General features: G+C 70.8%; 26 protein-coding genes. 18 read left to right on the top strand and 8 right to left on the bottom strand.

The features are described 5' to 3' along the window. The first annotated feature begins 1 nt into the window (after window position 1). Entirely contained in the window at window positions 2-763 is a 762-nt protein-coding gene (locus tag CCN37_RS08175; RefSeq protein ID WP_371503791.1) for an SDR family oxidoreductase, read from the top strand. Here the strand turns inward: CCN37_RS08175 and CCN37_RS08170 are convergent. Further along, window positions 711-1421, bottom strand: coding sequence for a trans-aconitate 2-methyltransferase (locus CCN37_RS08170; protein ID WP_086820072.1), 711 nt, complete (start codon window positions 1419-1421; stop codon window positions 711-713). The genes CCN37_RS08175 and CCN37_RS08170 overlap by 53 nt on opposite strands. Window positions 1422-1512: 91 nt before the next feature. Here CCN37_RS08170 and CCN37_RS08165 point away from each other — a divergent pair, with 91 nt between their 5' ends. The 6 genes from CCN37_RS08165 to CCN37_RS08140 all read left to right on the top strand — a co-directional run bounded on the left by CCN37_RS08165 (window position 1513) and on the right by CCN37_RS08140 (window position 6240). Beyond that, the gene (locus tag CCN37_RS08165) at window positions 1513-2910 is read left to right on the top strand and encodes an alpha/beta fold hydrolase (protein WP_086820071.1); all 1398 of its coding nucleotides are present in this window, start codon (window positions 1513-1515) and stop codon (window positions 2908-2910) included. Window positions 2911-2928: 18 nt separating this feature from the next. Continuing rightward, a complete protein-coding gene (locus CCN37_RS08160; RefSeq protein WP_086820070.1) occupies window positions 2929-4002 on the top strand; it encodes a sensor histidine kinase in 1074 nt (357 codons plus the stop codon). Continuing rightward, window positions 3999-4649, top strand: coding sequence for a response regulator transcription factor (locus tag CCN37_RS08155; protein ID WP_086820069.1), 651 nt, complete (start codon window positions 3999-4001; stop codon window positions 4647-4649). Before CCN37_RS08160 ends, CCN37_RS08155 begins: the two co-directional genes overlap by 4 nt. Window positions 4650-4817: 168 nt before the next feature. After that, window positions 4818-5489, top strand: coding sequence for a TetR/AcrR family transcriptional regulator (locus CCN37_RS08150; RefSeq protein WP_086820068.1), 672 nt, complete (start codon window positions 4818-4820; stop codon window positions 5487-5489). 48 nt (window positions 5490-5537) lie between these two features. After that, window positions 5538-5777, top strand: coding sequence for a hypothetical protein (locus CCN37_RS08145; RefSeq protein WP_086820067.1), 240 nt, complete (start codon window positions 5538-5540; stop codon window positions 5775-5777). A 10-nt stretch (window positions 5778-5787) separates the two neighbouring features. Further along, window positions 5788-6240 carry a flavodoxin family protein gene (locus tag CCN37_RS08140; protein ID WP_086820141.1) on the top strand — a complete coding sequence of 151 codons (453 nt, stop codon included), beginning with the start codon at window positions 5788-5790 and terminating at the stop codon, window positions 6238-6240. A gap of 3 nt (window positions 6241-6243) precedes the next feature. Here the strand turns inward: CCN37_RS08140 and CCN37_RS08135 are convergent, their stop codons facing one another. The 3 genes from CCN37_RS08135 to CCN37_RS08125 form a co-directional block, all read right to left on the bottom strand. After that, window positions 6244-6570, bottom strand: a complete 327-nt coding sequence (locus CCN37_RS08135) for a hypothetical protein (protein WP_086820066.1) — start codon at window positions 6568-6570, stop codon at window positions 6244-6246. A gap of 225 nt (window positions 6571-6795) precedes the next feature. Further along, window positions 6796-7131, bottom strand: a complete 336-nt coding sequence (locus CCN37_RS08130; protein WP_086820065.1) for a hypothetical protein — start codon at window positions 7129-7131, stop codon at window positions 6796-6798. Beyond that, window positions 7128-7712 (bottom strand): hypothetical protein, encoded by a 585-nt coding sequence (locus CCN37_RS08125; protein ID WP_086820064.1) that lies wholly within the window; start codon window positions 7710-7712, stop codon window positions 7128-7130. The genes CCN37_RS08130 and CCN37_RS08125 overlap by 4 nt, the downstream gene beginning before the upstream one ends. A gap of 655 nt (window positions 7713-8367) precedes the next feature. Here CCN37_RS08125 and CCN37_RS08120 point away from each other — a divergent pair. From CCN37_RS08120 to CCN37_RS08105, 4 genes are all read left to right on the top strand, one after another. Next, window positions 8368-8991: a hypothetical protein gene (locus CCN37_RS08120; RefSeq protein WP_143261492.1), complete on the top strand. Its 624-nt coding sequence runs from the start codon at window positions 8368-8370 to the stop codon at window positions 8989-8991. Next, a complete protein-coding gene (locus tag CCN37_RS08115; protein WP_143261491.1) occupies window positions 8991-9530 on the top strand; it encodes a PEP/pyruvate-binding domain-containing protein in 540 nt (179 codons plus the stop codon). Before CCN37_RS08120 ends, CCN37_RS08115 begins: the two co-directional genes overlap by 1 nt. Before the next feature lie 16 nt (window positions 9531-9546). Continuing rightward, the gene (locus CCN37_RS08110; protein WP_086820061.1) at window positions 9547-10215 is read left to right on the top strand and encodes a ceramidase domain-containing protein; all 669 of its coding nucleotides are present in this window, start codon (window positions 9547-9549) and stop codon (window positions 10213-10215) included. Between the two features lie 350 nt (window positions 10216-10565). Continuing rightward, window positions 10566-11663 (top strand): LacI family DNA-binding transcriptional regulator, encoded by a 1098-nt coding sequence (locus tag CCN37_RS08105; protein ID WP_086820060.1) that lies wholly within the window; start codon window positions 10566-10568, stop codon window positions 11661-11663. 196 nt (window positions 11664-11859) lie between these two features. On the opposite strand, the gene CCN37_RS08100 is transcribed toward CCN37_RS08105, so the two are convergent. After that, window positions 11860-13038, bottom strand: coding sequence for a cytochrome P450 (locus CCN37_RS08100; protein WP_086820059.1), 1179 nt, complete (start codon window positions 13036-13038; stop codon window positions 11860-11862). A 73-nt stretch (window positions 13039-13111) separates the two neighbouring features. Here CCN37_RS08100 and CCN37_RS08095 point away from each other — a divergent pair, with 73 nt between their 5' ends. Next, window positions 13112-14311 carry a cytochrome P450 gene (locus CCN37_RS08095; protein ID WP_086820058.1) on the top strand — a complete coding sequence of 400 codons (1200 nt, stop codon included), beginning with the start codon at window positions 13112-13114 and terminating at the stop codon, window positions 14309-14311. Window positions 14312-14442: 131 nt separating this feature from the next. Here CCN37_RS08095 and mtnA read toward each other — a convergent pair whose 3' ends face one another. After that, window positions 14443-15450, bottom strand: a complete 1008-nt coding sequence (mtnA, locus tag CCN37_RS08090) for an S-methyl-5-thioribose-1-phosphate isomerase (RefSeq protein ID WP_086820057.1) — start codon at window positions 15448-15450, stop codon at window positions 14443-14445. A 22-nt stretch (window positions 15451-15472) separates the two neighbouring features. Between mtnA and CCN37_RS08085 the strand changes: the two genes are divergently transcribed. The 3 genes from CCN37_RS08085 (at window position 15473) to CCN37_RS08075 (ending at window position 18055) form a co-directional block, all read left to right on the top strand. Further along, window positions 15473-16546, top strand: a complete 1074-nt coding sequence (locus tag CCN37_RS08085; protein ID WP_086820140.1) for a gamma-glutamylcyclotransferase — start codon at window positions 15473-15475, stop codon at window positions 16544-16546. 71 nt (window positions 16547-16617) lie between these two features. After that, window positions 16618-17232, top strand: a complete 615-nt coding sequence (locus CCN37_RS08080; RefSeq protein WP_168200571.1) for a DUF4232 domain-containing protein — start codon at window positions 16618-16620, stop codon at window positions 17230-17232. A 19-nt stretch (window positions 17233-17251) separates the two neighbouring features. Then, complete coding sequence (locus tag CCN37_RS08075) at window positions 17252-18055, top strand: transporter substrate-binding domain-containing protein (RefSeq protein WP_086820055.1); 804 nt, start codon at window positions 17252-17254, stop codon at window positions 18053-18055. A gap of 52 nt (window positions 18056-18107) precedes the next feature. Here the strand turns inward: CCN37_RS08075 and CCN37_RS08070 are convergent, their stop codons facing one another. Beyond that, complete coding sequence (locus CCN37_RS08070; protein ID WP_086820054.1) at window positions 18108-19196, bottom strand: CU044_5270 family protein; 1089 nt, start codon at window positions 19194-19196, stop codon at window positions 18108-18110. Further along, window positions 19189-19773, bottom strand: a complete 585-nt coding sequence (locus tag CCN37_RS08065; RefSeq protein ID WP_168200570.1) for an RNA polymerase sigma factor — start codon at window positions 19771-19773, stop codon at window positions 19189-19191. The genes CCN37_RS08070 and CCN37_RS08065 overlap by 8 nt, the downstream gene beginning before the upstream one ends. 178 nt (window positions 19774-19951) lie before the next feature. Between CCN37_RS08065 and CCN37_RS08060 the strand changes: the two genes are divergently transcribed. The 3 genes from CCN37_RS08060 to CCN37_RS08050 are packed head-to-tail and all read left to right on the top strand — an operon-like array spanning window position 19952 to window position 21377. Further along, window positions 19952-20416 carry a hypothetical protein gene (locus tag CCN37_RS08060; RefSeq protein ID WP_143261490.1) on the top strand — a complete coding sequence of 155 codons (465 nt, stop codon included), beginning with the start codon at window positions 19952-19954 and terminating at the stop codon, window positions 20414-20416. Continuing rightward, window positions 20413-20865: a hypothetical protein gene (locus tag CCN37_RS08055; protein WP_086820051.1), complete on the top strand. Its 453-nt coding sequence runs from the start codon at window positions 20413-20415 to the stop codon at window positions 20863-20865. Before CCN37_RS08060 ends, CCN37_RS08055 begins: the two co-directional genes overlap by 4 nt. Beyond that, complete coding sequence (locus tag CCN37_RS08050; protein WP_086820050.1) at window positions 20865-21377, top strand: carboxymuconolactone decarboxylase family protein; 513 nt, start codon at window positions 20865-20867, stop codon at window positions 21375-21377. Before CCN37_RS08055 ends, CCN37_RS08050 begins: the two co-directional genes overlap by 1 nt. The last annotated feature ends 222 nt before the right edge of the window (window positions 21378-21599 follow it).

Genomic DNA, 21599 nt, shown 5'->3' with positions numbered 1-21599 from the left:
TGTGACCAGCAAGAAGACCGTGTTTGTCACCGGAGCCAGCGCCGGGTTCGGCGCCGCCATCGCGCGCAGGTTCGTCGCGGAGGGCGCGCGCGTGGTCGCCACCGCCCGCCGCGTCGGCAAGCTCACCGAACTCGCGGATGAACTCGGCCCCGACGTGCTCCCGATCGAGCTGGACGTGCAGGACCGCACCGCGGTCGAGGCCACGATCGCCACCCTGCCCGCCGAGTTCGCCGAGGTCGACGTCCTGGTCAACAACGCGGGTCTGGCCAAGGGCATGGAGCCCGCGCACAAGGCCGACCTGGACGACTGGGAACAGATGATCGACACCAACTGCAAGGGAATGGTGTACTGCACCCGCGCCCTGCTGCCCGGCATGGTGGCGCGCGGCCGGGGCCACGTGATCAACCTCGGCTCCATCGCGGGCACCTACCCCTACCCCGGCGGCAACGTCTACGGCGCGACCAAGGCGTTCGCGCACCAGTTCAGCCTCAACCTGCGCAGCGACCTGCACGGCACCGGCGTCCGCGTCACCTGCGTGGAGCCCGGGATGTGCGGCGGGACCGAGTTCTCCACGGTGCGCTTCGACGGCGACGCGGACAAGGCCAAGGGCGTCTACGCGGGCATGACGCCGCTGAGCGCCGAGGACATCGCGGAGTCCGTGCACTGGGTCTCCGCCCAGCCGGCGCACTTCAACGTCAACACCATCGAGCTCATGCCGGTGGCGCAGAGCTTCGCGGCGTTCCAGGTCCACCGGGAGCGCTGAGCGCCCGCACCACCGCCTGCCCCTGCTGCTGCCACAGGGTTCCCACCTCGGCGAACCCTGCGGCGCGCAGCGCTTCCCCGTGCCACGCGACGGGCGGGTAGAAGTCCGCCGAAGTCCCGTTCTGTTGTCCCACAAGGGCTTCCAGGGCTGGATGAGCGGCGATCCCGGCCCACCACCGCGCCCAGGCGTCCGAGGGTTCTGTCCGCGCCGGCGCGTCCGGCATCCGGTCCGCGTTGGCGAACACCCCTCCGGGCGCGAGAATCCCGCGCACCTCGCGGTAGAGCTGCCGCAGCCGCTCCTCGGCGAAGCAGTGCATGGCGGTCATCGTCAGCACGAAGTCGTACTCCTTGTGCGGCAACGCTTCGACCCATCCCGGCGCCCCCAGGTCGGCCCGCACCAGCTCGACGCCCGGCAGTGACGCCTCCGCGATCGCGAGCAGCGCCGGGCTGAGGTCGAGCACGGTCACCTCGGCCTCGGGCAGCCGGTCGAGCAGCCGCCCGGCGAGCGTTCCCGTCCCACCCGCGAGGTCGAGCACGCGCGCGGGCGCCCCCACCACGTCCACGAGCACACCCGCCACCTCCTCGCGGTACGGCAGGTAGACCTCCTGCTGGCGGTCCCAGTCCGACTGGATGGCCAGCGCTTCTTCCCTCGTCAGCATGGGTACCAGCTTAACGAAAACGATTATCAATTCAAGGAAAATCTATCCCAGGGCAGACGACACCGAGCGCTCCGCCGGTCACGCTCGACACATGAGGACAGCGATCGCGATCACCGCCGCGGTGAGCCTGCTGGCAGGGCTCACCACATCAGCGGCAGCCTCGGAACCGTTGCGCTGGCGGGACTGCGGCGAGGGCGTGCAGTGCGCCGACGTCCGGGTGCCCGTGGACTGGGCGCGGCCGCACGGGGCGAGGACCAGCATCGGCCTCGCCAAGCTCCCCGCGCAGGACCAGGCGAAGAAGCTCGGCCCGCTCGTGGCCAACCTCGGCGGCCCCGGGGCGACGGTCCCGTACGTGCCGCAGCTCAAGGGCAGCTTCGCCGAGCTGACCAAGTGGTTCGACGTGGTCATCTTCGACCCGCGCGGCTTCGGCGCGAGCCAGGGCGTCACCTGTCCGCAGCCCGCCCCGGTCCCCGATCTCAAGGCGTGGCCGCCGAACCGGGAGACCTTCGCCAGCTACACGGAGGCCAACCGGCGCTTCGCCCTGGACTGCACTCCGGCCCTGGGACCGTTGCGGGACAAGCTGAACTCGTGGCAGGGCGCGCACGACCTCGACGCGATCCGGGTGGCGCTCGGCCAGCGGAAGCTGAACTACTACGGCAACTCCTACGGAACCGTGTACGCGCAGAACTACGTCGAGCTGTTCGGCGACCGGGTCAACCGCATGTACTTGGACAGCGTGTTCGACCACAGCAACCCGGATGTGAGGTCGTGGTCGCTGTCCGGTCCGGCGGTGACCGAGGCCAACTTCCACCGGTTCGCGACGTGGGCCCGGCAGGACCCCGCGTCTGCTTTGCACGGCAAGGACACCCTCGCCGTCTGGGATCGCGTCATCGCTGCGGCGCAACGGAATCCGATCCCCGCTCCGGGCGCCGGGCGCGCCGTCGCCGCGACGGAGATCGTCATGGCCGCACCGTCAGGCTTCGAGCAGGAGTGGCCGAATTTCGCCAAGGCGCTGGCCCAGGCCGACACCGGTGACGCGACGCTGATCGCGACCCGGCGACTGGGCGGGAAGGACCCCGACCTGTCCAGGATCGCGCTCTGCTCGGACTTCCCCTACGACGTGAGCTACGACAGCCTGAAGCGGATCGAGAACACGGCCCGCGAGCGTGCGCCGCGCGTGGGCTGGCGCTCGGTGTGGCTGATGGGCTACCACTGCGCGGGCCTGCCGAAGCTCGGCACCCACCCGCCGAAGCCGATCAAGGCCGGGAAGCTCCCGCCGGTCCTCGTCGCCAGCGGCAACCACGACGACGGCACCTCGCCCGAGTTCGCCAGGCGCGTTTCCGCGCAGCTGCCCGGCTCGCGCTACCTCAGCGCGGAAGGCGGCCACGCGCAGTACTGGGCCGGGCGCAACGCCTGCTTGCGCGATCGGGTGCACCGCTACCTCGTCGGCGGCGAGCTGCCCACGCCCGGAACCCACTGCGCCGCCTGACTGGTGTACCAACGTGGCATGTCCACCACCAGGGACGCCCTCGGCTGCGCGGCGACCGCGGCCCTCGTCTTCGGCGCCGCGCTGCTGGAGGGCTCACCCGCCCGGCCGATGGCGCTCGCCGTGCTCAGCGTCGGTGTGACGGCGCCGCTGATGGTGCGCAGGCAGCTGCCGATCACCTCGGCGGCACTGTCGTCCTTGGTGGCGCTGCTCGGATTCGCGATACCCGGCTGGTCGGGAAAGGTGGTGGCGATGGCCGCGTGCGGGGCCGCCGCCTACCACCGCCCGAACCGGCTGGCCGGGGTGCTCACCGTCTCCGTACTCGGATTCCTGCTGGTCCCGGCCGTGGTGGCGTCCCGGCCGCTGGGTACCACCGCCGTGCTCACCGAAATGATCATCACGGCGATCGCTCCTGCGGTGCTGGGCTACGCGATGCGGCTGCGGGCGGAGCGCGGCGAGCAACTGGCGCGCCTGCACCGGGCCGAGGCAGCGCGGACGGTCGCGGAGGAGCGGGCGGGCATCGCGCGCGAGGTGCACGACGCGGTCGGCCACCACCTGACCGCGATCCGCATGCAGGCGACCGCCGCGCGGCACGTGCTCACCGACGCCTCCCCCGTCGCGATGACCACCCTCAACACGATCAACGACCTGGCCGCACGAGCGTTGAGCGAGGTGCGCGACATGCTGGACACCTTGCGCGACAAGCCTTCCGGCTCGCGAATCCACGAGATCGCGGACCTGGTCACCCGACTGTCCACATCGGACGTTGAGATCACTTTCACCGAGCCCGGCGCGCTGGGCGACCTACCACCGCTGGTCGACCACGGCGGCTACCGCCTCGCCCAAGAGGCGCTGACCAACGCGATCCGGCACTCCGGCGCGGACACGATCTCGGTCAGCGTCGCGCGCGAGCCCGACTCTGTCGCGATCACCGTGCAGGACAACGGTTCCAGCACGTCTGTCACCGATGAGGGGTCGGGAATCCGCGGCATGCGCGAACGCGCGCGGCTACTCGGCGGCACCGTGACGATCAGCGCCGCCCGACCACACGGCTGGCGCGTCCGCGCCGTGCTCCCAGTGCGGGAGGCGCGGTGATCCGGGTGGTCATTGCCGACGACCAGGCCGAGGTCCGCTCGGCGCTGCGGCTGGTGCTCGACGCGGAGCCGGACATCGAGGTGGTCGCCGAAGCCGCCGATGGCGCGGAAGCCGTGCTCAGGGCCGAGGAACTGCGCCCCGACGTGCTGGTGATCGACATCCGGATGCCCCGCCTCGACGGCATCGGCGCGATCACCAGGCTGGCCGCCTCCGCGAACACCACCAGGATCATCGCGCTGACCACCTTTGACATCGACGACTACCTCTTCGGCGCCCTGCGAGCGGGGGCGACCGGGTTCCTGCTGAAGGACTCCGAGCCCCGGCTGCTCCTGGACGCCGTCCGCGCGGCGCACCGGGGGCACGGCCTGGTCGACCCGCAGGTGACGCACCGGCTGATCGACCGCTTCGCCAGCCTGAGCCCGAGCCCGGCCACCGAGGAGCTGGACCGGCTGACGCCGAGGGAGCGCGAGGTGCTGCTGGAGATCGCGCGCGGGCTGAGCAACGCCGAGATCGCCGCGCGGCTGTGGATCGAGGAGGGCACCGTCAAGACGCACGTGGTGCGCGTGCTGGCCAAGCTCGGGCTGCGCGGCCGGGTGCACGCGGTGATCTACGCGCACGAGCACGGCCTGGTGCCACGAACGCGGTAGGGACCGGCGCGGGCAACACGCACTGTTCCCCGACAGTGTCGCCCGCGCCGACCGACGCGTTCTGCACACCCCCAGGTGGAGCAGAACGGGCGATCTCAGTCCGAGATTATTACAAGCTGTAACAGTCGGCCAAGGCCGTTCCGGTCGTGGGCGGGCTACGTTGGGGCGGTGAGCAGTGAGCCGCCCCGGCGGCGCAGACCTGGGCCGGCGCCGAGGCTCAGCCGCGACCTGATCGCCGACGCCGCCATCGCGGTCGGCTTCACCGAACTGACCCTGGCCTCGGTCGCCGAGCGGCTGAGTGCGACCCACGCCGCGCTCTACCGCCACGTCACCGACCGGGACGACCTCGTCGTCGCCGCCGTGCAACGCCTGGTCAGCAGGCTGCCGAAGGCTCCGGAGAGCGCGAGCTGGCGCGAGGTGCTTGAGGCGCAGACCTGGGCGCTGTGGCGGATGTACGCCGAGAACCCCGGCGTGGACCAGGTGCTGTGCTCGGTCCCGGCGGCGCGCGAGGTCGTCGTCCACCACGGCCTCGCGCTGGTCCGGAGCCTCTGCGAGGTCGGCTTCGACCCCGAGTTCGCCGTGCTCGCCGCCGACATCGTGGTCGAGTTCGCGCGGGCCTCCGGGGGCACCGCCGGCCTGCTGCGCGCCGCCTCCGCCACCGAGGTGCGCGCCGTGCTCGGCCGGATCAGCGCCGACGAGGCCGAGAACGAGCTGTTGCGGGAGGTCAGCGGCGCGCTCAGCCTCGACCTCCGCCCCTGGGCCGCGCGCAAGCTCGCCGTGGTGCTCGACGGCATCGCCGCCAACGCCCGCCCGACCCAGGAGAACACCTCGGTGAAGTGATCAACGCGGGGTCGCTCGAACGGGTGGGTACTCGATACCTTCTTTGGAGTGACAAGCCATCAGGTCACCATCAGCCTGAGCCCCGACGAGGCGCTCGTCCTCTTCGACTGGCTCTCCCGCACCGACGACCAGGGCGGCCTCGACCCGCTGACCGAGGACCACGCCGAGCGCGTCGCCCTGTCCAGCCTGGCCGCCACCCTGGAGGACCAGGTCATCGACACCTTCGATCCCGCGTACGCGCAACGCGTGCGGACCGCGCGCCTGCGGCTGACCCGCGATCTGCCCTAGGTTGGCCGTCGTGCCCCGGTTGCTGCTGGTCCACCACACGCCCTCGCCGAACCTCCAGGCCATGTTCGAGGCCGTGGTCTCCGGCGCCACCGACCCCGACATCGAGGGCGTCGAGCTCCTCCGCCGCGCCGCGCTGGAGGCGACCGCCTCCGACGTGCTCGCCGCGGACGGCTACCTGCTCGGCACCCCCGCGAACCTCGGCTACATGTCAGGCGCCCTGAAAACGTTCTTCGATTCCGTTTTCTACCCGTGCCTGGACGCCGCCAAGGGCCGCCCGTACGGCCTCTACGTGCACGGCAACAACGACACCACGGGTGCGGTGCGCTCCGTCGAGGGCATCACCAAGGGCATGGGCTGGGAGAAGGCCGCCGAGCACGTGCTCGTCGCTGGCGAGCCCGGTAAGGACGACCTCCGCGCGTGCTGGGAACTGGGAGCGACGGTCGCGGCCACGCTCATGCCCTGACCACTACTCCGGCGCCGCGAACCACGCGATGTCGCCGAGGGTGATCTCGCCGCCCCGCTCCGCGACCTCCCGCACCTCACGCCGGATACGCTCGGCTGATTCGTCCACAGTGGACTCCCACGGCTCGAACCCGTCGTCGCCGATCCACCCTGGCACCAGAATCCCGTCCCGGACCAGCTGTGCCGCGCCGTCACCCGCCCTGCGCAGCACCTCGGCTCCGTCGACGTCACCGCCGTCCGACCGGTGCACCGTCGCCACGATGTCCACCATCTGCACCCAGTCGAAGCTCAGGGCTTCTTCCGCGAATTCCTTGAGCTCGCCGTAGGCCACCCGTCATCTCCTTCACGTCTCGCTCAAAGCAGGCGACGCCCGCACACCCGAGCCCTACTGTGAGCATCGCTCAGCTGGTGACGCCGATTGCACGGGTACTGCGAAAAAGCCCCACACCCTCCCGTTTGGAGCACTTGGCCCGCGAGGGAAGTACCCGCAAGGGGAAGCGTGGAAATGAGAGGCCCTCAGCGTCCCAGCTGGGCCCCGCGACCGGTCGCCCATCTCTCAGCGGCGCACGTGCTCCGGAGCGGTGAACCAAGCGATGTCGCCGGTGTCCAAGTCGTCACCGTTCACAACCGCCTCGTCGGCTTCGCTCTCGATCCGAGCCGCTGACTCCTCCGGGGTGCTGGGCCACGGCTCGAACCCGTTGTCGCCGATGTCGCCGGGGACGATCACCTCGTCCCGGACCAGCTGCGCGGCACCCGCGGCCGCACGTCGGACGCCCTCGACACCCCTGGCATCCGGACCGGACTGCTGCACGACGGAAACGAAGTCCACCAACGACATCCAGTCGAACTTGAGCGATTCCCGCGCGTAGTCCCTCAGGTCGTCGTAGTTCACTGGCCTTCCTTCCCGTCGTGATCGATGTGGATTTTCAGCAGGACCCGCACATCCCCGGGCACCCCGAGATCGAGCGTCGGATCATTGTCCCCGCCGCTCTGGCTCTTGGTGCGGTACGCGATCGTGGTGCCGTCCGGGAGCCGGTAGAACAGCCCCTTGTACCGGGGCTTGTCCACCAGCGACGCGCCCGACGACAGTGCCTTGAAGATCGCGTGCAGTTCCTCGGCGGTGTCCACGACCCGGATCGGCATTCGCTTGCTGCCCCCTGGATCTCGACCGATGCCGACGCCACCGCTGAGAACGTGCTCGGTCGCCGTCTTTCCCTTCCAGGTCCCCACAGGCAGTCGGGAAGAGGCGGGAGCCACGGCATGGATCGTTGATCCACCTCCACCGTGTCCCATCCGATCGGCGAATGCGCTCAAGGCCGCGCTGATGGCTTCCGCGAACTCCGCGGCCGCGCCGATCCTGGACGCGGTGTCAGCGAGCGCCCCGACCGCGCCCGCGTGGTACTCCGGCGCACATCCGCTCATCGCGACCGCGAGAACGTCCCGAACGGCAATGGCCAGTTCTTGTGCCGCCATCACGCACGCGCGTGCGCCCGCACGGTCTCGGCGGTCGTGCGAACCCGGTCTCCGACCTCGCCCTGGGACACCAACGACCTCGGCCTTCTCGACGACGACCCGACGCCCGCGGTTATCGTCGGCGCACGGCTCTCGCTGGCCCCGTGCCAGGCGGAAATGTTCTGGCATTCCCCGGGGCCGGGACGATGCCTCAACGTCGAGCGCGCGGCTAGGGCGTTCGGGCGCACGGGTTGCTCCCAGGCGCTTCGAAGGTCTGTCGAGCCGGAGTTGCACGTGCCAGGTTGACGCGGAAGGCGACGCGGAACCGAAAAGACCACGGCGCGGGATTTCAGCGGGTGGGAAGTTTTCGGCGAACGCACACCCAGCCAGCGGAAATAACGATTCGACACCCCCTGAACCGGACACCCCGCACGCGTGGGGGCGGCTCGGGCGACGCGGTCCGAACTGCCCGTTCAACCGCATTCGCCAGTCTGGTTCAGCAATTGCACAAGTGCGTCCAGCGAAGGATGGACAGAATCAGCATAAAGACCGTCAAACGCGCTGGGAGAGCGCTCTGTTGACTCGTCCACCCCAGGTCATAACCTACAAATTCGTTCATGACCTGGGGGCAGGGATGACGTCGGTACTGGAAAGGTTTCGCGACGAACCGAAGACCGTGACACCACTGGGCGGACTGCCCGAACCGGATGGGGCCGACTGGGTCGCCGCGGTGCCGTGCGCGGGGCTCGCCCCGGTCGGCAGGGGGCTGCTGGACCTGGTGCGAGGGGTGTGCGGCGCCGACTTCGACGGGCTGGTCACGCGGCGGCTGCTGCTCGATCTGCGGATGCGCCGCCCGTGGAACCCGCGGCGTCCCGTGGAGCTGCGCGCACGCTTGGTCGACGAGCCGGTGTGGGACGTGCGCGCGGTGCAGGACGGGCTGGTCGCCTGCACGGGCGCGGTCGAGGTCGAGCTCTCCGGAGCGCCGAGGGATGACGAGGCGCTGGCGGAGAACAGGGTGCTCGGCCTCGACGAACTGCTGGACGCGGCACTGCGCTTCGCGGTGGCGCTGGGCGATCCCGGCTACCGGCAGGAAGCCCCGCCGCTGCTCGGGATGCGCGCCGAGCTGCACAGGGGTCTGCCCGGCAGGCGCCCGCTCACCCTGACCCGCGTGCCGGAGTCCGGCCGGGTCGGGCGTGAGGTGCGCATCGCCGACCAGGCGGGCGCCGAGGTCGGCCGGGTGCGCTTCGACTGGTTCGCGGCGAGCGGGTGCCTGCGGCGCGACGCCGCGCGGGTCGCCTGATGCCCCGGCTGGTCACCGCCGACCTGCCAGCCCTGCTCGACCCGTCGGTGGTGGGGCACCGCTTCGCCCGCCAGGCGGCGCTGCGCAGGCAGGGCTTCGGCGTTCCCGCGTTCTTCTGCGTCCCGGCGACCGCGCTGGAGGAGGTGCTCACCTCCGTGCTCGACCGGCTCGGAGTGCCGCCGCCGACGAGCTACCCGGAGCTGCTGACCTGGTCGGAATCGGCTGGCAAGGAGATCAGGGCGACCGGCGTCGAGGACGAGCTGGCGGCGGCGCTGTGCGCCGAGTTCGACCGGCTCGTCGGCCCCGGCGGGCTGGTGGCGGTGCGCGCCAGCGCATTCGGCGGCCACGGCACCACCTTCGAAGGCATCAGCAGCGGCTACCTGTACGTGCCCCGGCACGAGCTGGCTGACCGCGTCGCCGACTGCTGCGCCTCGGTCTTCTCCCCGCAAGCCCTCCTGCACGCGACGCACCGGGGCGTGGACCTACGCTCCATCCGCGTCGCGGTCGGCGTCCAGCGGACCGCTGTGGGGCAGGGCTGACACACCTGGGGGCTCGATGGCCTGGACCGACTACATCGACGACTACTGCGAGCGCACCGAGCCCGGCCTGCTGGCCGAACCGCTCAACGCGCTCAGCAACCTGGCGTTCATCGTCGCCGCGATCGCGCTGTGGCTGGCGGTGCGCAAGACCGCGCCCGCGCGGCCGGGCAGCCTCTACGGGCTCGCCGTCCTGCTCGCGCTGATCGGCCTCGGCAGCGGTGCTTTCCACACGATCGCGACCGGCTGGGCGCAGTTCCTCGACGTCTTCTTCATCGCGGTGTTCATCCACGTCTACGTCGTGTGCTTCCTGCACTGGTTCTACGGCGTGCGCTGGTCGCTGGCCTGGCTCGGAGCGCCCGGTTTCGCGCTGTTCAACGCGCTGATGGCGTGGGTGACCGGCGGAGAGGGTTCGGCGTCGTACTTCCCGGCGCTCATCGGGCTCGCCGTCTTCACGATCGCGCTCTCGGTGAGCAAGGACCCAGCCCTGGTGCGCTACCGGCTCTGGTTCGGCGCGGCCACGGGTGCGTTCGCGGTCTCGCTGACGCTGCGCTCGGTCGACATCGCGGTCTGCCCCACCTTCACCCCGGGCACCCACTTCCTCTGGCACAGCTTCAACGCGGTCGTGTTGTACCTGGTGGGACGGGCCGCTGTGGTGCGCGCCCGTGAACTCACCCCCGAGGTTTAGGGGTTTCTCCCGATGTTGGGGGTGCGCGGCTCCGGCAGGATTTTCCTCAGCGGGACGGGGTGCGCCGAGGGGTCGCACCTTCACCCGCGGGGGCCGGGGGAAGCAGTACAAGGGGAGACGCGGCACGGGCACGGACGTGAGTCGGATTCGGGGGGAATCCGAAAGTCCGTGACCGTTGCCGCGTTCGCATGTCCGGATGTTTGACCAGCTTGTGACCATGTTGTGCCTGTCTTTGGAATGCAACACCGATTGTCGGGCAGCCATCCGAGTGATCGCGTTTTCGATTCGGTGAGCGACTTGAACTACCCCCTAGAGTGGCACCGGTTCGGCGCCGTCTAGGGGGTTGAGAAGTGGGCACGAGTTCAGCGGCCGACCGTCCGGAAGGCGATCGCGTCGCGACTCCGGCGGTGCGGCGGGGACGTCCGACGCTGCGCGAGGTCGCGGCGGCGGCAGGAGTGGACGTCTCCACGGCGTCGAGGCTGCTGCGCGGGCAGGACATGCCGTACCGGGCGGAGACCCGGCAGCGCGTGCTCGACGCGGCGGAGAAGCTCGGCTACCGCCCCAACCAGCAGGCCCGCGCGCTGCGGTTGCAGCGCCAGCAGGCGATCGGGCTGCTCGTGCCCGACCTGGACAACTTCGGCTTCACCCAGATCCTGCGCGGCGTGCAGGAGGTCGCCGCCGAGCAGGAGTACACGCTGATGCTGGTCGAGGCCGGTGCGGGCGCGGGTGAGGGGGCGGGCATCAGCTACGAGCGCCTCGGGCTCGAAGGGCGCGTCGACGGCATCCTGGTGGCCTTCGCCAGCATGGACGACCCGCACGTGCAGGAGTGGGCCGAGCGCGAGCGGCTGCCGATGGTGCTCGTGCAGCGCGGCACTCCGAGCTACCCCGCCTCCGTGGTCATGGACGAGCAGCGCAACGTCGCCGTGATGGTGGACCACCTCGTCGAACTGGGGCACCGCCGCATCGGCCACGTCAGCGGGCCGCTGCGCACCGACACCGGACTGCGCCGCCAGGAGGGCTTCGCCGCCGCCATGCGCGAGCACGGGCTGCCCGTGCGCCCCGAGTGGATCGCCGACGGCGGCTTCCACTGGACCGGCGGCCAAGCCGCGGCGCGCGCGATCCTCGACGTCGCCGAGGCCGAGCGCCCGACAGCTCTCGTGGTGGCCAACCTGATCAGCGCGCTCGGCACGCTCAGCGCGATCCACGAGCTCGGCCTGACCGTGCCCGGCGACCTCTCCGTGATCGCCATCGACGAGCACATCGTCGCCGAGCACACCAACCCGCCGCTGACCACCGTGCAGACACCGCAACGCGAACTCGGCCGCCGCGCCGCGCAGATGCTGCTCAACTCGCTCAGCGGCGAGAAGCCCAGCCGCGTGATGATCACTGACCCGCCACCGACCCTCGTCGTGCGCGCCTCAACCGCCCCACCGCCGCCGTCCTCTTAAAGCCCTGAACGACCCGTTTGGTGCGTTGAACGCACTGAACGGGTCGTTCAGTGCGTTCAAGTACCCAAACGACCCGTTCAGGGCTCCATCCACCTGAATGACTCGTTCATGTGGTTCAACGTGCTGAACGAGTCATTCAGGCCGCCCCACCACCTCAATGACTCATTCAGCACGTTGAACGGAGTGAATGACTCGTTCAGGTGGTGATGGGGAGGGCGGAGATGCCGTAGACGGCCATGTCGGGGCGGAACTCGACGTCGGCGAGGTCGATGGCCAGGCGGAGGTCGGGGACGGCCTGGGTGAGGGCGGTCAGGGACGCGGTCAGTTCGGCGCGGGCGAGCATCTGGCCGAGGCACTGGTGCACGCCGAAGCCGAAAGCGATGTGGCGGTTGGCGGTGCGGTGCAGGTCGAGGGTGTCGGGAGCGGCGAACACCGCCTCGTCGCGGTCGGCGGACGCGAGCGCGACGAGCACTCCGTCACCGGGCCGCATCGCTTGTCCCCCAACGGAAACGTCGGCCACGACGGCGCGCGCGACGCCCTGCTGCACGACGCTGGAGAACCGCAGCAGCTCCTCGACGGCGCCGGGCACGAGGCCGGGGTCGGCGCACAGCTCCTCCCAGCGCGAGCGTTGCGTCAGCAGGGTCAGCACGCTGAGGCCGATCATGTTCGCGGTGGTCTCGTGCCCCGCGACGAGGAGCAGGCGGGCGATGCCGACGAGCTCTTCGTGCGTCAGCTCGCCGGTGCGAACCCGTTGCACGACAAGGCGACTGAGCAGATCGTCGCCGGGCGATGAGGTCTTCGCGCGGCACAGGCCGTCGAGGTAGGCGCGCAGGTCCTCCACGGCCTGGGCGACGGAAGCGGCGGGCGCGGCGCGGTCGAGCTGGACCTGACTGCGCTCGTTGAAGAACTCGCGGTCGGAGTGCGGGACGCCCAGCAGCTCGCAGATCACCAGCGACGGCACGGGACGGGCGAAGACCTCGACGAGGTCGACCGGGCCGTCGACGGCGGTCAAGTCGGCGAGGCAGTCGGCGATCACCTTGTCGATCACCGGGCGCAGCGCGGCCATCCGCTTCACGGTGAACTCGCCGGTCAGCATGCGGCGCAGGCGGGTGTGGTCGGGTGGGTCCATGGCGAGGAAGACGCCGGGCGGCGGTGGCCCCTCCGGCAGCGGGCGGATCGCGGGATAGCCGGGGGTGTTGGGCACCGAGCTGAACGCGGGGTCGCTGAGCACCACCTTGGCATCCGCTTGGCGCGTCACGAACCAGACCTGTTGACCGTTGCGCAGCCGGACCTTGGAGACCGGCAGCTCCGCGCGCAGCTGGGTGTAGGCGGGCGGAGGGTGGAACGGATCGTCACGGCGCATCGGGTAGTCCACCCCGCCATCATGCGAGATTTCCCATGACGGCGTTGTCGGTGCGCGGTGTGAGGATCGTTGCAGGAGGGCTGTTGTGACGAACACCGAGATCCCGAAGTTCCCGATGCCCCGCTGCCCGGGGTTCGACCCGCCCGCGGAGTACGAGCGGCTGCGCGCGGAGCTACCGGTCGCCCCGGTGCGGTTGCGGCACGGGCAGACGGCGTGGTTGATCACCCGCTACGCGGACGTGCGCCGCGTGCTCAGCGATCCCGCGCGATTCAGCTCCGACCCCGCCAAGCCGGGGTTCCCGCAGCTGCGCCCGGTGGTGGACAAGGAGGCCAAGCCGGGCAGCTTCCTGGTCACCGATCCGCCGCTGCACACGAAGTACCGCAGGATTCTGGCCGCGGAGTTCAGCGCCGCGCGGATGGAGGCGCTGCGCCCCGCCGTCAGCGAGATCGTTGACGGCTGCGTCGACGCGCTGTTCGCCGACGGGCAGCGCGCCGATCTCGTGCGGCACGTGTCGGTTCCGGTGCCCGCCAAGGTGATCAGCCTTCTGCTCGGAGTTCCTGAGTCCGACCAGGAGTTCTTCATCGACCGCAGCCGCCGCCACCTGGACCGCTCGTTGCCCGCGGACCAGGTGGGGACCGCGCTCGCGGAACTGGAGGACTACCTGGACCGGCTGATCGCCGAGCGCGTGGTCGAGCCGGGCACGGACCTGCTCAGCCACCTCGCCGTGCGGCACCTGCGCACCGGGGAGCTGACGCGCGAGGAGTTCGTCGGCATGTCGGTGCTGCTGCTCGTCGGCGGCTTCGAGACCACCGCCAACGCGATCGCGCTCTCGGCGCTGGCGCTGCACGAGCAGCCCGGCCAGTGGGCGGAACTGGTGGCTGACCCGGACCGCGCGGTGGGCGCCGCCGACGAGCTGCTGCGCTACCTGGGGCTCGCCCAGCACGGCGTGGTGCGCGCGGCGGTCGCCGACATGGAGGTGGGCGGTCAGCTGATCAAGGCGGGGGACGGCGTGATCCTGGCGCTGTCCTCGGCCAACCGCGACGCCGAGCACTTCGCTGATGCGGATCGGCTCGACGTGTGCCGCTCCGCGAGCGACCACATGACCTTCGGCTGGGGAATGCACAAGTGCATCGGCCAGCACCTGGCCCGGTTGGAGCTGGAGGTGGTGTTGCGGACGCTCGTGCGCCGGGCTCCCGGGCTGCGCGTCGGCGTGGCCTTCGCCGAGTTGGAGTTCCTCATGGACGCCCCGTTCTACGGGGTCCGAGAACTGCCTGTGACCTGGTGAAATGGAATCGGGGGGATTGGCCTCCGCCGCCTTGGGGCCAATCCCCCCGAGTCCTGTCGCGCTCTGTGTGAGCGCTCTCATAGGGTGGCTCGGAGACCGCTCGGAGTCAAGCGGCAGAAGCGGACAAATTTTCAGATCGCCCGCTCGCCCAGCGCCGGGCGGATCACCCGCCGCTCGGTGACGATGGCGGTGACCAGGTCCGAAGGCGTGACGTCGAAGGCCGGGTTGACCGCGCCGGTGCCAGCCGGGGCCAGCCTGCGCCCGCCGATGACGAGCACTTCGTCCGCGTCGCGCTCCTCGATCTCGATCGCGGCGCCCTCGGGGGTCGCCGGGTCGATCGTCGACTCAGGAGCGGCGACCACGAACGGGATTCCGGCTCGCGCGGCGGCCAGGGCCAGCGGATAGGTGCCGACCTTGTTGGCGACGTCGCCGTTGGCCGCGATCCGGTCCGCGCCGACGACGACCGCGTCGACCATGCCCCGCGCGATGATCCCGGCTCCGGCGCCGTCGACCACGACGCGGTGCGGCAGGCCGAGTTCAGCCAGCTCGGTCGCGGTGATCCGCGAACCCTGGAACAGCGGTCGCGTCTCGTCCGCGAAGACCATGCGGACCAGGCCGTCCTCCTGGAGCGAGCGCACGACGCCGAGCGCGGTGCCCCAGCCGACGCACGCGAGCGCTCCGGCGTTGCAGTGCGTGTGCAGCGCGAGCGGTCGCTCGCCGAGCTGTTCGCGCAGGAAGTCCGCGCCGCGCCTGCCCAGCTGCTTGTTGGCGGTGACGTCGGCCGCGGCGAGGTCGAGCGCGGCGACCAGCACCGCGTCCGCGCCCTTGTCCACGAACGGGAGCACCTGCTCGACGCCCCAGCGCAGGTTCACCGCCGTCGGCCGGGCCGAAGCGACGCGTTCGGCGTCGGCGCGCACGCGCTCCGGGTCGTAGCCCTCGCGCTCCGCGACCGCCGCCGCCAGCGCGACGCCCAGCGCGCCGGCGGCGCCGAGCAACGGCGCTCCCCGGATGACCAGGCGCTTGATCGCGTCCACAAGTTCGTCCACTGTGGACAGTCTGAGCAGCCGGAGTTCCGGCAGCATGGTCTGGTCAATGGTCTCGACGTGTCCGTCGACCCAGGTGATGGTGGTCCGCTCCACGGGTTCCGTACGGTACGCGGTGATGCCGTCCTCGTTCAGCTCGTTCAGCGATCTTTCGTTCAACGGCTCCTCGTTCAACGACGCTGATTTCCCGGCCGAGCCCTACCCGGGCGCGCGGCCCGATGGCTCCTACGCGCACGACCAGGGCCAAGGCGTTCTGCTGCGCCCGCGCGACGGGGCGTGGTTCGCCGGAGACCAGGAGTTGGACGACTGGCTCGCCGAGCGCGGCGCCGCCTCCTTGGCCGAGCGCGTCCCGGTCCTGGTCTACGGCTCGAACCAGTGCCCGTCGAAGATCACCTGGCTGCGCGAGACGCTGCGCCTGCCCGGCCCGGCCGTCGTGCTGCGAGCCCGGTGCGCCGACCTCGCGGCGGTGTGGGCGAGCGGGCTGCGCAAGCGCGACGGCGCGCGTCCGGCGACGCTGGCCCACTCCCCGGGCACCATGGAGACGCACGCGGTGTGGATGGCGACGCGGGAGCAGGTCAGGGTGCTCGACGTGTGCGAGGGACGCGGAACCCGCTACGGGCTCGCGAAGCTCCACAGTGGACTGATCACGCTCGACGACGGGTCCGTCGTTGACGGAGCGCTGAGCTACGTCGGCCTGACCGACGTCCGCATGCCGTTGCTGCAGAACGGGGAGAGGGTCCGCTGCGCCGACCTCGACCAGGCCGCCGCACTCGCCTTGCAGGGCGGCATCGGTCACCACGGCCTCGATGTGTCCTTTGTGGACGAAGAGCCGGAGCCGGACGAGTGGCCCGGTCGACTGTTCGTCTACGGCACGTTGCAGCCGGGCGCTTCCGCGTGGCGGCTGCTCGAACCGTTCGCGGAGGGGCCGGGAACCGAGCACCGCCTGCCGGGACGGCTCTACGACACCGGGCTCGGTTATCCCGCGCTGCGGCTCGGCGACGGGCCTGGAGTGCCTGGTAGAGCAGTGGTTCTGCGTGATCCGGCCACCGCGTTCCCCGTGCTCGACGAGTACGAGGGCGAGGAGTACCGCCGCGTGCGGATCACCTTGGCGGACGGGCTGGTCGCGTGGACCTACGTCTGGGTGCGGGAGGTCGCGGGGATGCCCGAGCTGGCCTCGGGTTGGTTGATCTAGACATGCCGATTGCTCCGTTCCGGTGTACAACGGACGCAGCCCGGGTACTCCTGAGCAGGGAGGTCCTAGACATGCGTCGAACCGGACAAGCTGTTGTCACAAGCGCGGCCGTCCTCATGGCGATCACCGCCTGCGGAACCCCACCGCCGCCTGAGACACCGGCCGCGCCGAACCCGCTGGCGGCAACGACACCCGCGCCTCAGCCCGATCCGGCTGAGGCGCCGAAGGCCGCACCGGAGGAGCACCCGGCCGGCGCCAAGCCCGCGGACACGCGGTGCACGGCGGCCGACCTCAGCGGTGAGCTGAAGGACTCCGACGCGGGAGCCGGTCAGCGCTACGCGACGCTGGTGGTGACCAACAAGAGCGGGAAGTCCTGCACGCTCTTCGGCTACGGCGGCATGGAACTGCGGCGCAAGGACGGCGAGCGCGTGCCGACGAAGGCCGAGCGCCAGGCCGATCCCGGGCCGAAGACCGTGATGCTCCCGCCTGGGCAGAAGGCGGGCAAGAAACTGCACTGGAGCCCGGTCCCGGCCGGTGCGGAGCCGGTCGACGGACCGTGCGCGCCAACGGCCGACGTGCTCGCGGTGACGCCGCCCGACGACACCAAGCAGTTCACGATCCCGTGGACGAGCGGCTACGTCTGCAACGGCGGCAAGATCGATGGGACGGCTTACTTCCGCATGTGAGTCCGCCTAGCCTGCACGCATGCGTGCCAAGGCGGTTCTCCTCGCGGTGGTGTCCGTGCTCGCTGTCGGTTCGGTCTCCAGCGCTGGCCCCGATGAACGGGGCGGTGGCGGTGGTGGCGGCGGTCGGCTCGACCTGGTGAGCAAGCGCGGTGAGCTGCGCGTGTGCAGCACGGGCGACTACCGGCCCTTCACCTATCGCGACCCCGCTACCGGGGCGTGGAGCGGCATCGACCTGGACATGGCCGGTGACCTCGCGAATCGGCTCGGTGTGAAGATGACCATCGTGCCGACCACGTGGAAGACGCTGGTCGATGACTTCCGGCGGCGCTGCGACATCGCGGTCGGCGGTGTCTCGATCACGTTGGAGCGCGCGCGGAACGCCTTCTACACCAACGCGTACGTGCGGGACGGGAAGACGCCGATCACCCGCTGCGAGAACGCGTCGCGCTTCCAGACGCTGGAGCAGATCGACCAGCCGGGCGTCCGCGCGATCGTGAACCCCGGCGGTACCAACGAGCAGTTCGCCCGCGCCAACCTCAAGCGCGCCACGATCGTCGCGCACCCGGACAACAACACGATCTTCGACGAGGTCGTCGCGGGCCGGGTGGATCTGATGATCACCGACGCCGTGGAGACGCGCTGGCAGGCGAAGCTGCGGCCGGAGCTGTGCGCGGTGCACCCGGAGAAGCCGTTCACCTTCTCGGAGAAGGCCTATCTGGTGCCGCTCGGCGACGTGGTCTTCAAGCACTGGGTCGACCAGTGGCTGAACCTCGCGTTGAACGACGGCACCTACGCGCGGATCAGCAAGCCCTGGCTGGGCTGAACTCGCACGAGGACCGGGACGCCCCCGAGCGCCCCGGTCCTCGCCGTTCTGATCAGCTCGCGGGAACGATCCCGATCTCGTTCACCACGGCCGTCCTCAACGCGCTGGAGCTGCGCACCGTCCCGGCCTTGAGGCCCTCGGCGGCCTCGGCCATCACCGTGCGCAGGCCGATGTACCGGCCGGTCGCCGGGTCGATGATCACGTCGTGGAACTCCGCGCCCTGGCGGATGCCGAGTGCGGTTCCCTTGCGGCCGTCGAGGTTCGCGACGTCAGCGGTGATCGACAGGCTCGGCACGTGCGACAGCGCGCGGTAGATCGCGGCCCGGACGTCGGCCGGAACGCGGCCGGAGCCCAGCAACGATCCGGCCCCGCCCACCACGGCCGCGTCGCCGCCGGGGAACGAGGCGACGAGCTTCTCGTAGAGCTGCTTCGGGTCCTTCGGCAGCGCGGCGAGGAACTCCGGCGTCGGGTTGTACCAGTCGCCCTTGTCGCAGGACTTCCTGCTGCCCTGGGCGAAGTAGGCGAAGTCGCCGCACGGCGCCCGCCAGTCACCGAGCATCTTCGGCGGGGTGCTGCTGCTCGGCTCCCCCTTGCCCTCCAGGCCGGGAAGCCACTTCTCCTTGCCGAGGTTCGCGCGGCGGTCCAGCCACAGCTGCCGCTGGTCGGCCGGGATCCACGTCTCCTGGAGGACACCGCCGCTGGACGCGCCCCCCTCGTAGTAGGTCGTGATGCCCTCGGCGCGCAGCGATCGGTAGAGGAACTGGCCGGGGCCGAGCTTCGGGTCGGTGGTGTTCACGGCCAGGTCAGCGGCCTTGTTCAGCGCCTCGACGGCCCGAGCGTGGGCCTCACCGGCACCGTCGAAGACGACCGTCTGGGAGAACAGGGCGCCGACCGTGAGCACCCCGACCGCGGCGGCAGCGACCAGCCAGCGCCCGGTCCGCCGTGGCGGCTGCGCGGTGGTCGCGGGAGCCTCGTGGATGTCCTGGGTGATGGTCAACTCGTCCTCCGGTGTGGTGGTTTCCTCCATGGCCGCGAACAGCCGCGCACGGCCCGACCGGAACGCGCTCTCAGTCATCTCCGGCACGTCGGCGAGGTCGTCGAGACCCGCGTCCAGCGCCTGGTTCAGCTCCGCGTCACGCACGTCCGTTCCCCCGCTCTGTGTGGTGCGCCCGCACGGCGCGACGAAGACTCCTTGCGTCCAACCGGCTCGCGAGCTGCTTGCGCAGTCGCGCTCGGACGCGGTGCAGGCACGTCCTGACCGTGACCGGGTGCATGTCCAGCGCTCCCGCGATCTCCGAGGGCGCCAGGTCCGTCCACGCCGACATGAGCAGCACGTCCCGGTCCCGCTCCGGCAGCTCGGCCAGCATCGGCGCGAGGTGTCCGGAGACCGCCCCCGCGTCGGCGAGGTCGACCGCACGCTCGCCGACGTCGGCGACCTCCTCACGCCGCGCCCCGTCCCGGGTCCACGCCCGCAGCCGTCGGTCCTCCGACCGGGAGTGCCGCCGCACCAGGTTCGTCGCGATCCCGTACATCCAGGCCCGCGCCGAGTCCTCGCCGAAGTCGACGGAGTCCCGCTGCTGCCAGAGCACCAGGAAGGTCTCCGCGACCAGGTCGTCGGCGACCTCGGTGCCGACCCGCCTCGCCAGGTAGCGGTGCAGCTGGCGGGCGGAGCCGTCGTAGAGCTCGGCCAGCTCCGCCTTCGGGTCCGGACGGCTCACCCCGGTCCCCCTCGTCCGCGCCGGTGGCGCTTCTGTTCGCACATCAGGTTCCTGCCCGGAGCCCACCCGGGCGTTCTGGAGGTGTGACCACGGCCACAGCAGGCCGGGCCTTCGCGGGTCTTGCGCGGGCTGTCACCCTCTTGGGGTAAACCCCGATGGTCGAGTGGGAGTGTTGATCATGGTCGGAGGGACGATCCGACGGTGGTGGTGGGAAGCGCAGGGCTGGCAACGGCTCAGCGCGGCGGTCGCGGGCACGGCGCTCGGGCTCAGCGCGCTCGGCGGCACCAGCGCGTTGCTTCGGCCCAGCCCGACAGCGGTCCCCGCCGCGCTCACGGTCGTCCAGTCCACCCAGCCCACCACCAGCGCCACCGCGACGACCACCTCGGTCGCGCCGCCCGTGGAGACCACGACCGAGGCCCCTCCGCCGCCGACAACCACCACCGTCGCTCCGACGAAGAAGCCCACGCAGCCGCCGCGCACGCACACGCCTCCGCCCAAGCCGACCACCACGGAGAAACCAGCGTTGCCGAAGGCGGGTGGCGCCTGCGCGAAGCAGGGCGACTTCGCGATCAGCGACCAAGGGAAAGCGTTGCTGTGCATGAAAGATCCGGGCGATCAGCGGCTGAAGTGGAGGCAGCTGTGAGCACCAGGAGGCAGGCGACTCCGACATCTCCACGCGGCCTGCTGCCCGATGGCACCGTGCGCACCACGGGCTGGCTGGTGATCTCCGGGAGGCCGGTCAGCTCGGGAGTGCTCACGGCGATCGCGTTCGCCTTCATCCCGTTCGCGACGATGCCCTGGTCCGAGGTGAGCTTCCTGCCGCTGTGCACGGCCGCGGCGGGCTACGGCATCTGGAAGCTCTTCACGACGCTGGTCTGCCCGGCTTCCGAGGCCCGCAACCTCGGCGCCTGCCCCGCCTACCGGCTCGCGCCCTGGCAGGACGTGCGGCTGCACGGGGAGATCGGCCCGGTGACCCGCCTCGTCGACGTCTCGCTGCACCCCGGCGGCCAGGTCCGCGTCGAGCTCAGCGGCGGCGACGTGCTGCACTGGGCCGCCGACCACCCCGTCCAGCTCGTCCGCCTGGTGAACTGATGTCACTGGACGCGCTCAGGGCCGCGATGCCCGGCCACGCCGAGGACATCGCGCAGAACCTGGACCTCGTGATCAACGGCTCCTCGCTGCCCCCGCGACAGTTGTGGGGCACCGCCGTCGCGGTCGCGGTGGCCGCGCGCAATGCCGTTGTGCTGCGCGAACTCGCCGAGGGCGTCGACAAGGAGGTGATCACCGCCGCGAAGGCCGCCGCGTCGGTCATGGCGATGAACAACGTCTACTTCCGTGCCAAGCACATGATCGGCTCCGAGCTGCCCGCGCGGCTGCGCATGCGCGTGGTGGCCCGCCCGGGCGTCGACAAGATCGACTTCGAGCTGTGGTGCCTCGCGGTCTCGGCGATCACCGGCTGCGAGGTCTGCGTGGTGGCGCACAACGAGGCGTTGCGCGCGGCCGGGGTGTCGGCGGAGGCGGTGAACGACGCGCTGCGGATCGCCGCCGTCGTGCACGCCGCCGCGGTCACCCTCGACGCCGAACAGGCTCTGGCCAGCGGCTGACCGGGGAACCGGCGGTCGTCGGAGTGCCCGTGCCGAGCCTGGTCCAGAATGGGGCCCACGATGGTGGACGACGAGCTGGAGCTGCTGATCACCGTGGTGGTCGGCGCCGAGGACGAGCGACAGGCCCGCGCGGCCTGCCGTGAGCTGGTCGATCGCGTCGGGGGCCGGATCGTGGAGGCCGGCGACTGCTCCGACGAGGAGCCCGGCTGCTGGTCGGTGACG

It is taken from the genome of Allokutzneria sp. NRRL B-24872, assembly GCF_002155965.1.
Lineage (GTDB): Bacteria > Actinomycetota > Actinomycetes > Mycobacteriales > Pseudonocardiaceae > Allokutzneria.
This window is presented reverse-complemented; position numbering and strand designations above follow the sequence as displayed.

Bases quoted from the DNA above. Each gene is read 5' to 3' on its own strand.
- CCN37_RS08170 (WP_086820072.1), bottom strand. From the start codon at position 1,421: ATGCTGACGAGGGAAGAAGCGCTGGCCATCCAGTCGGACTGGGACCGC.
- CCN37_RS08115 (WP_143261491.1), top strand. From the start codon at position 8,991: ATGCCCCGGCTGGTCACCGCCGACCTGCCAGCCCTGCTCGACCCGTCG.
- CCN37_RS08110 (WP_086820061.1), top strand. From the start codon at position 9,547: ATGGCCTGGACCGACTACATCGACGACTACTGCGAGCGCACCGAGCCC.
- CCN37_RS08075 (WP_086820055.1), top strand. From the start codon at position 17,252: ATGCGTGCCAAGGCGGTTCTCCTCGCGGTGGTGTCCGTGCTCGCTGTC.
- CCN37_RS08160 (WP_086820070.1), top strand. From the start codon at position 2,929: ATGTCCACCACCAGGGACGCCCTCGGCTGCGCGGCGACCGCGGCCCTC.
- CCN37_RS08060 (WP_143261490.1), top strand. From the start codon at position 19,952: ATGGTCGGAGGGACGATCCGACGGTGGTGGTGGGAAGCGCAGGGCTGG.
- CCN37_RS08080 (WP_168200571.1), top strand. From the start codon at position 16,618: ATGCGTCGAACCGGACAAGCTGTTGTCACAAGCGCGGCCGTCCTCATG.
- CCN37_RS08165 (WP_086820071.1), top strand. From the start codon at position 1,513: ATGAGGACAGCGATCGCGATCACCGCCGCGGTGAGCCTGCTGGCAGGG.
- CCN37_RS08085 (WP_086820140.1), top strand. From the start codon at position 15,473: ATGCCGTCCTCGTTCAGCTCGTTCAGCGATCTTTCGTTCAACGGCTCC.
- CCN37_RS08125 (WP_086820064.1), bottom strand. From the start codon at position 7,712: ATGGCGGCACAAGAACTGGCCATTGCCGTTCGGGACGTTCTCGCGGTC.
- CCN37_RS08050 (WP_086820050.1), top strand. From the start codon at position 20,865: ATGTCACTGGACGCGCTCAGGGCCGCGATGCCCGGCCACGCCGAGGAC.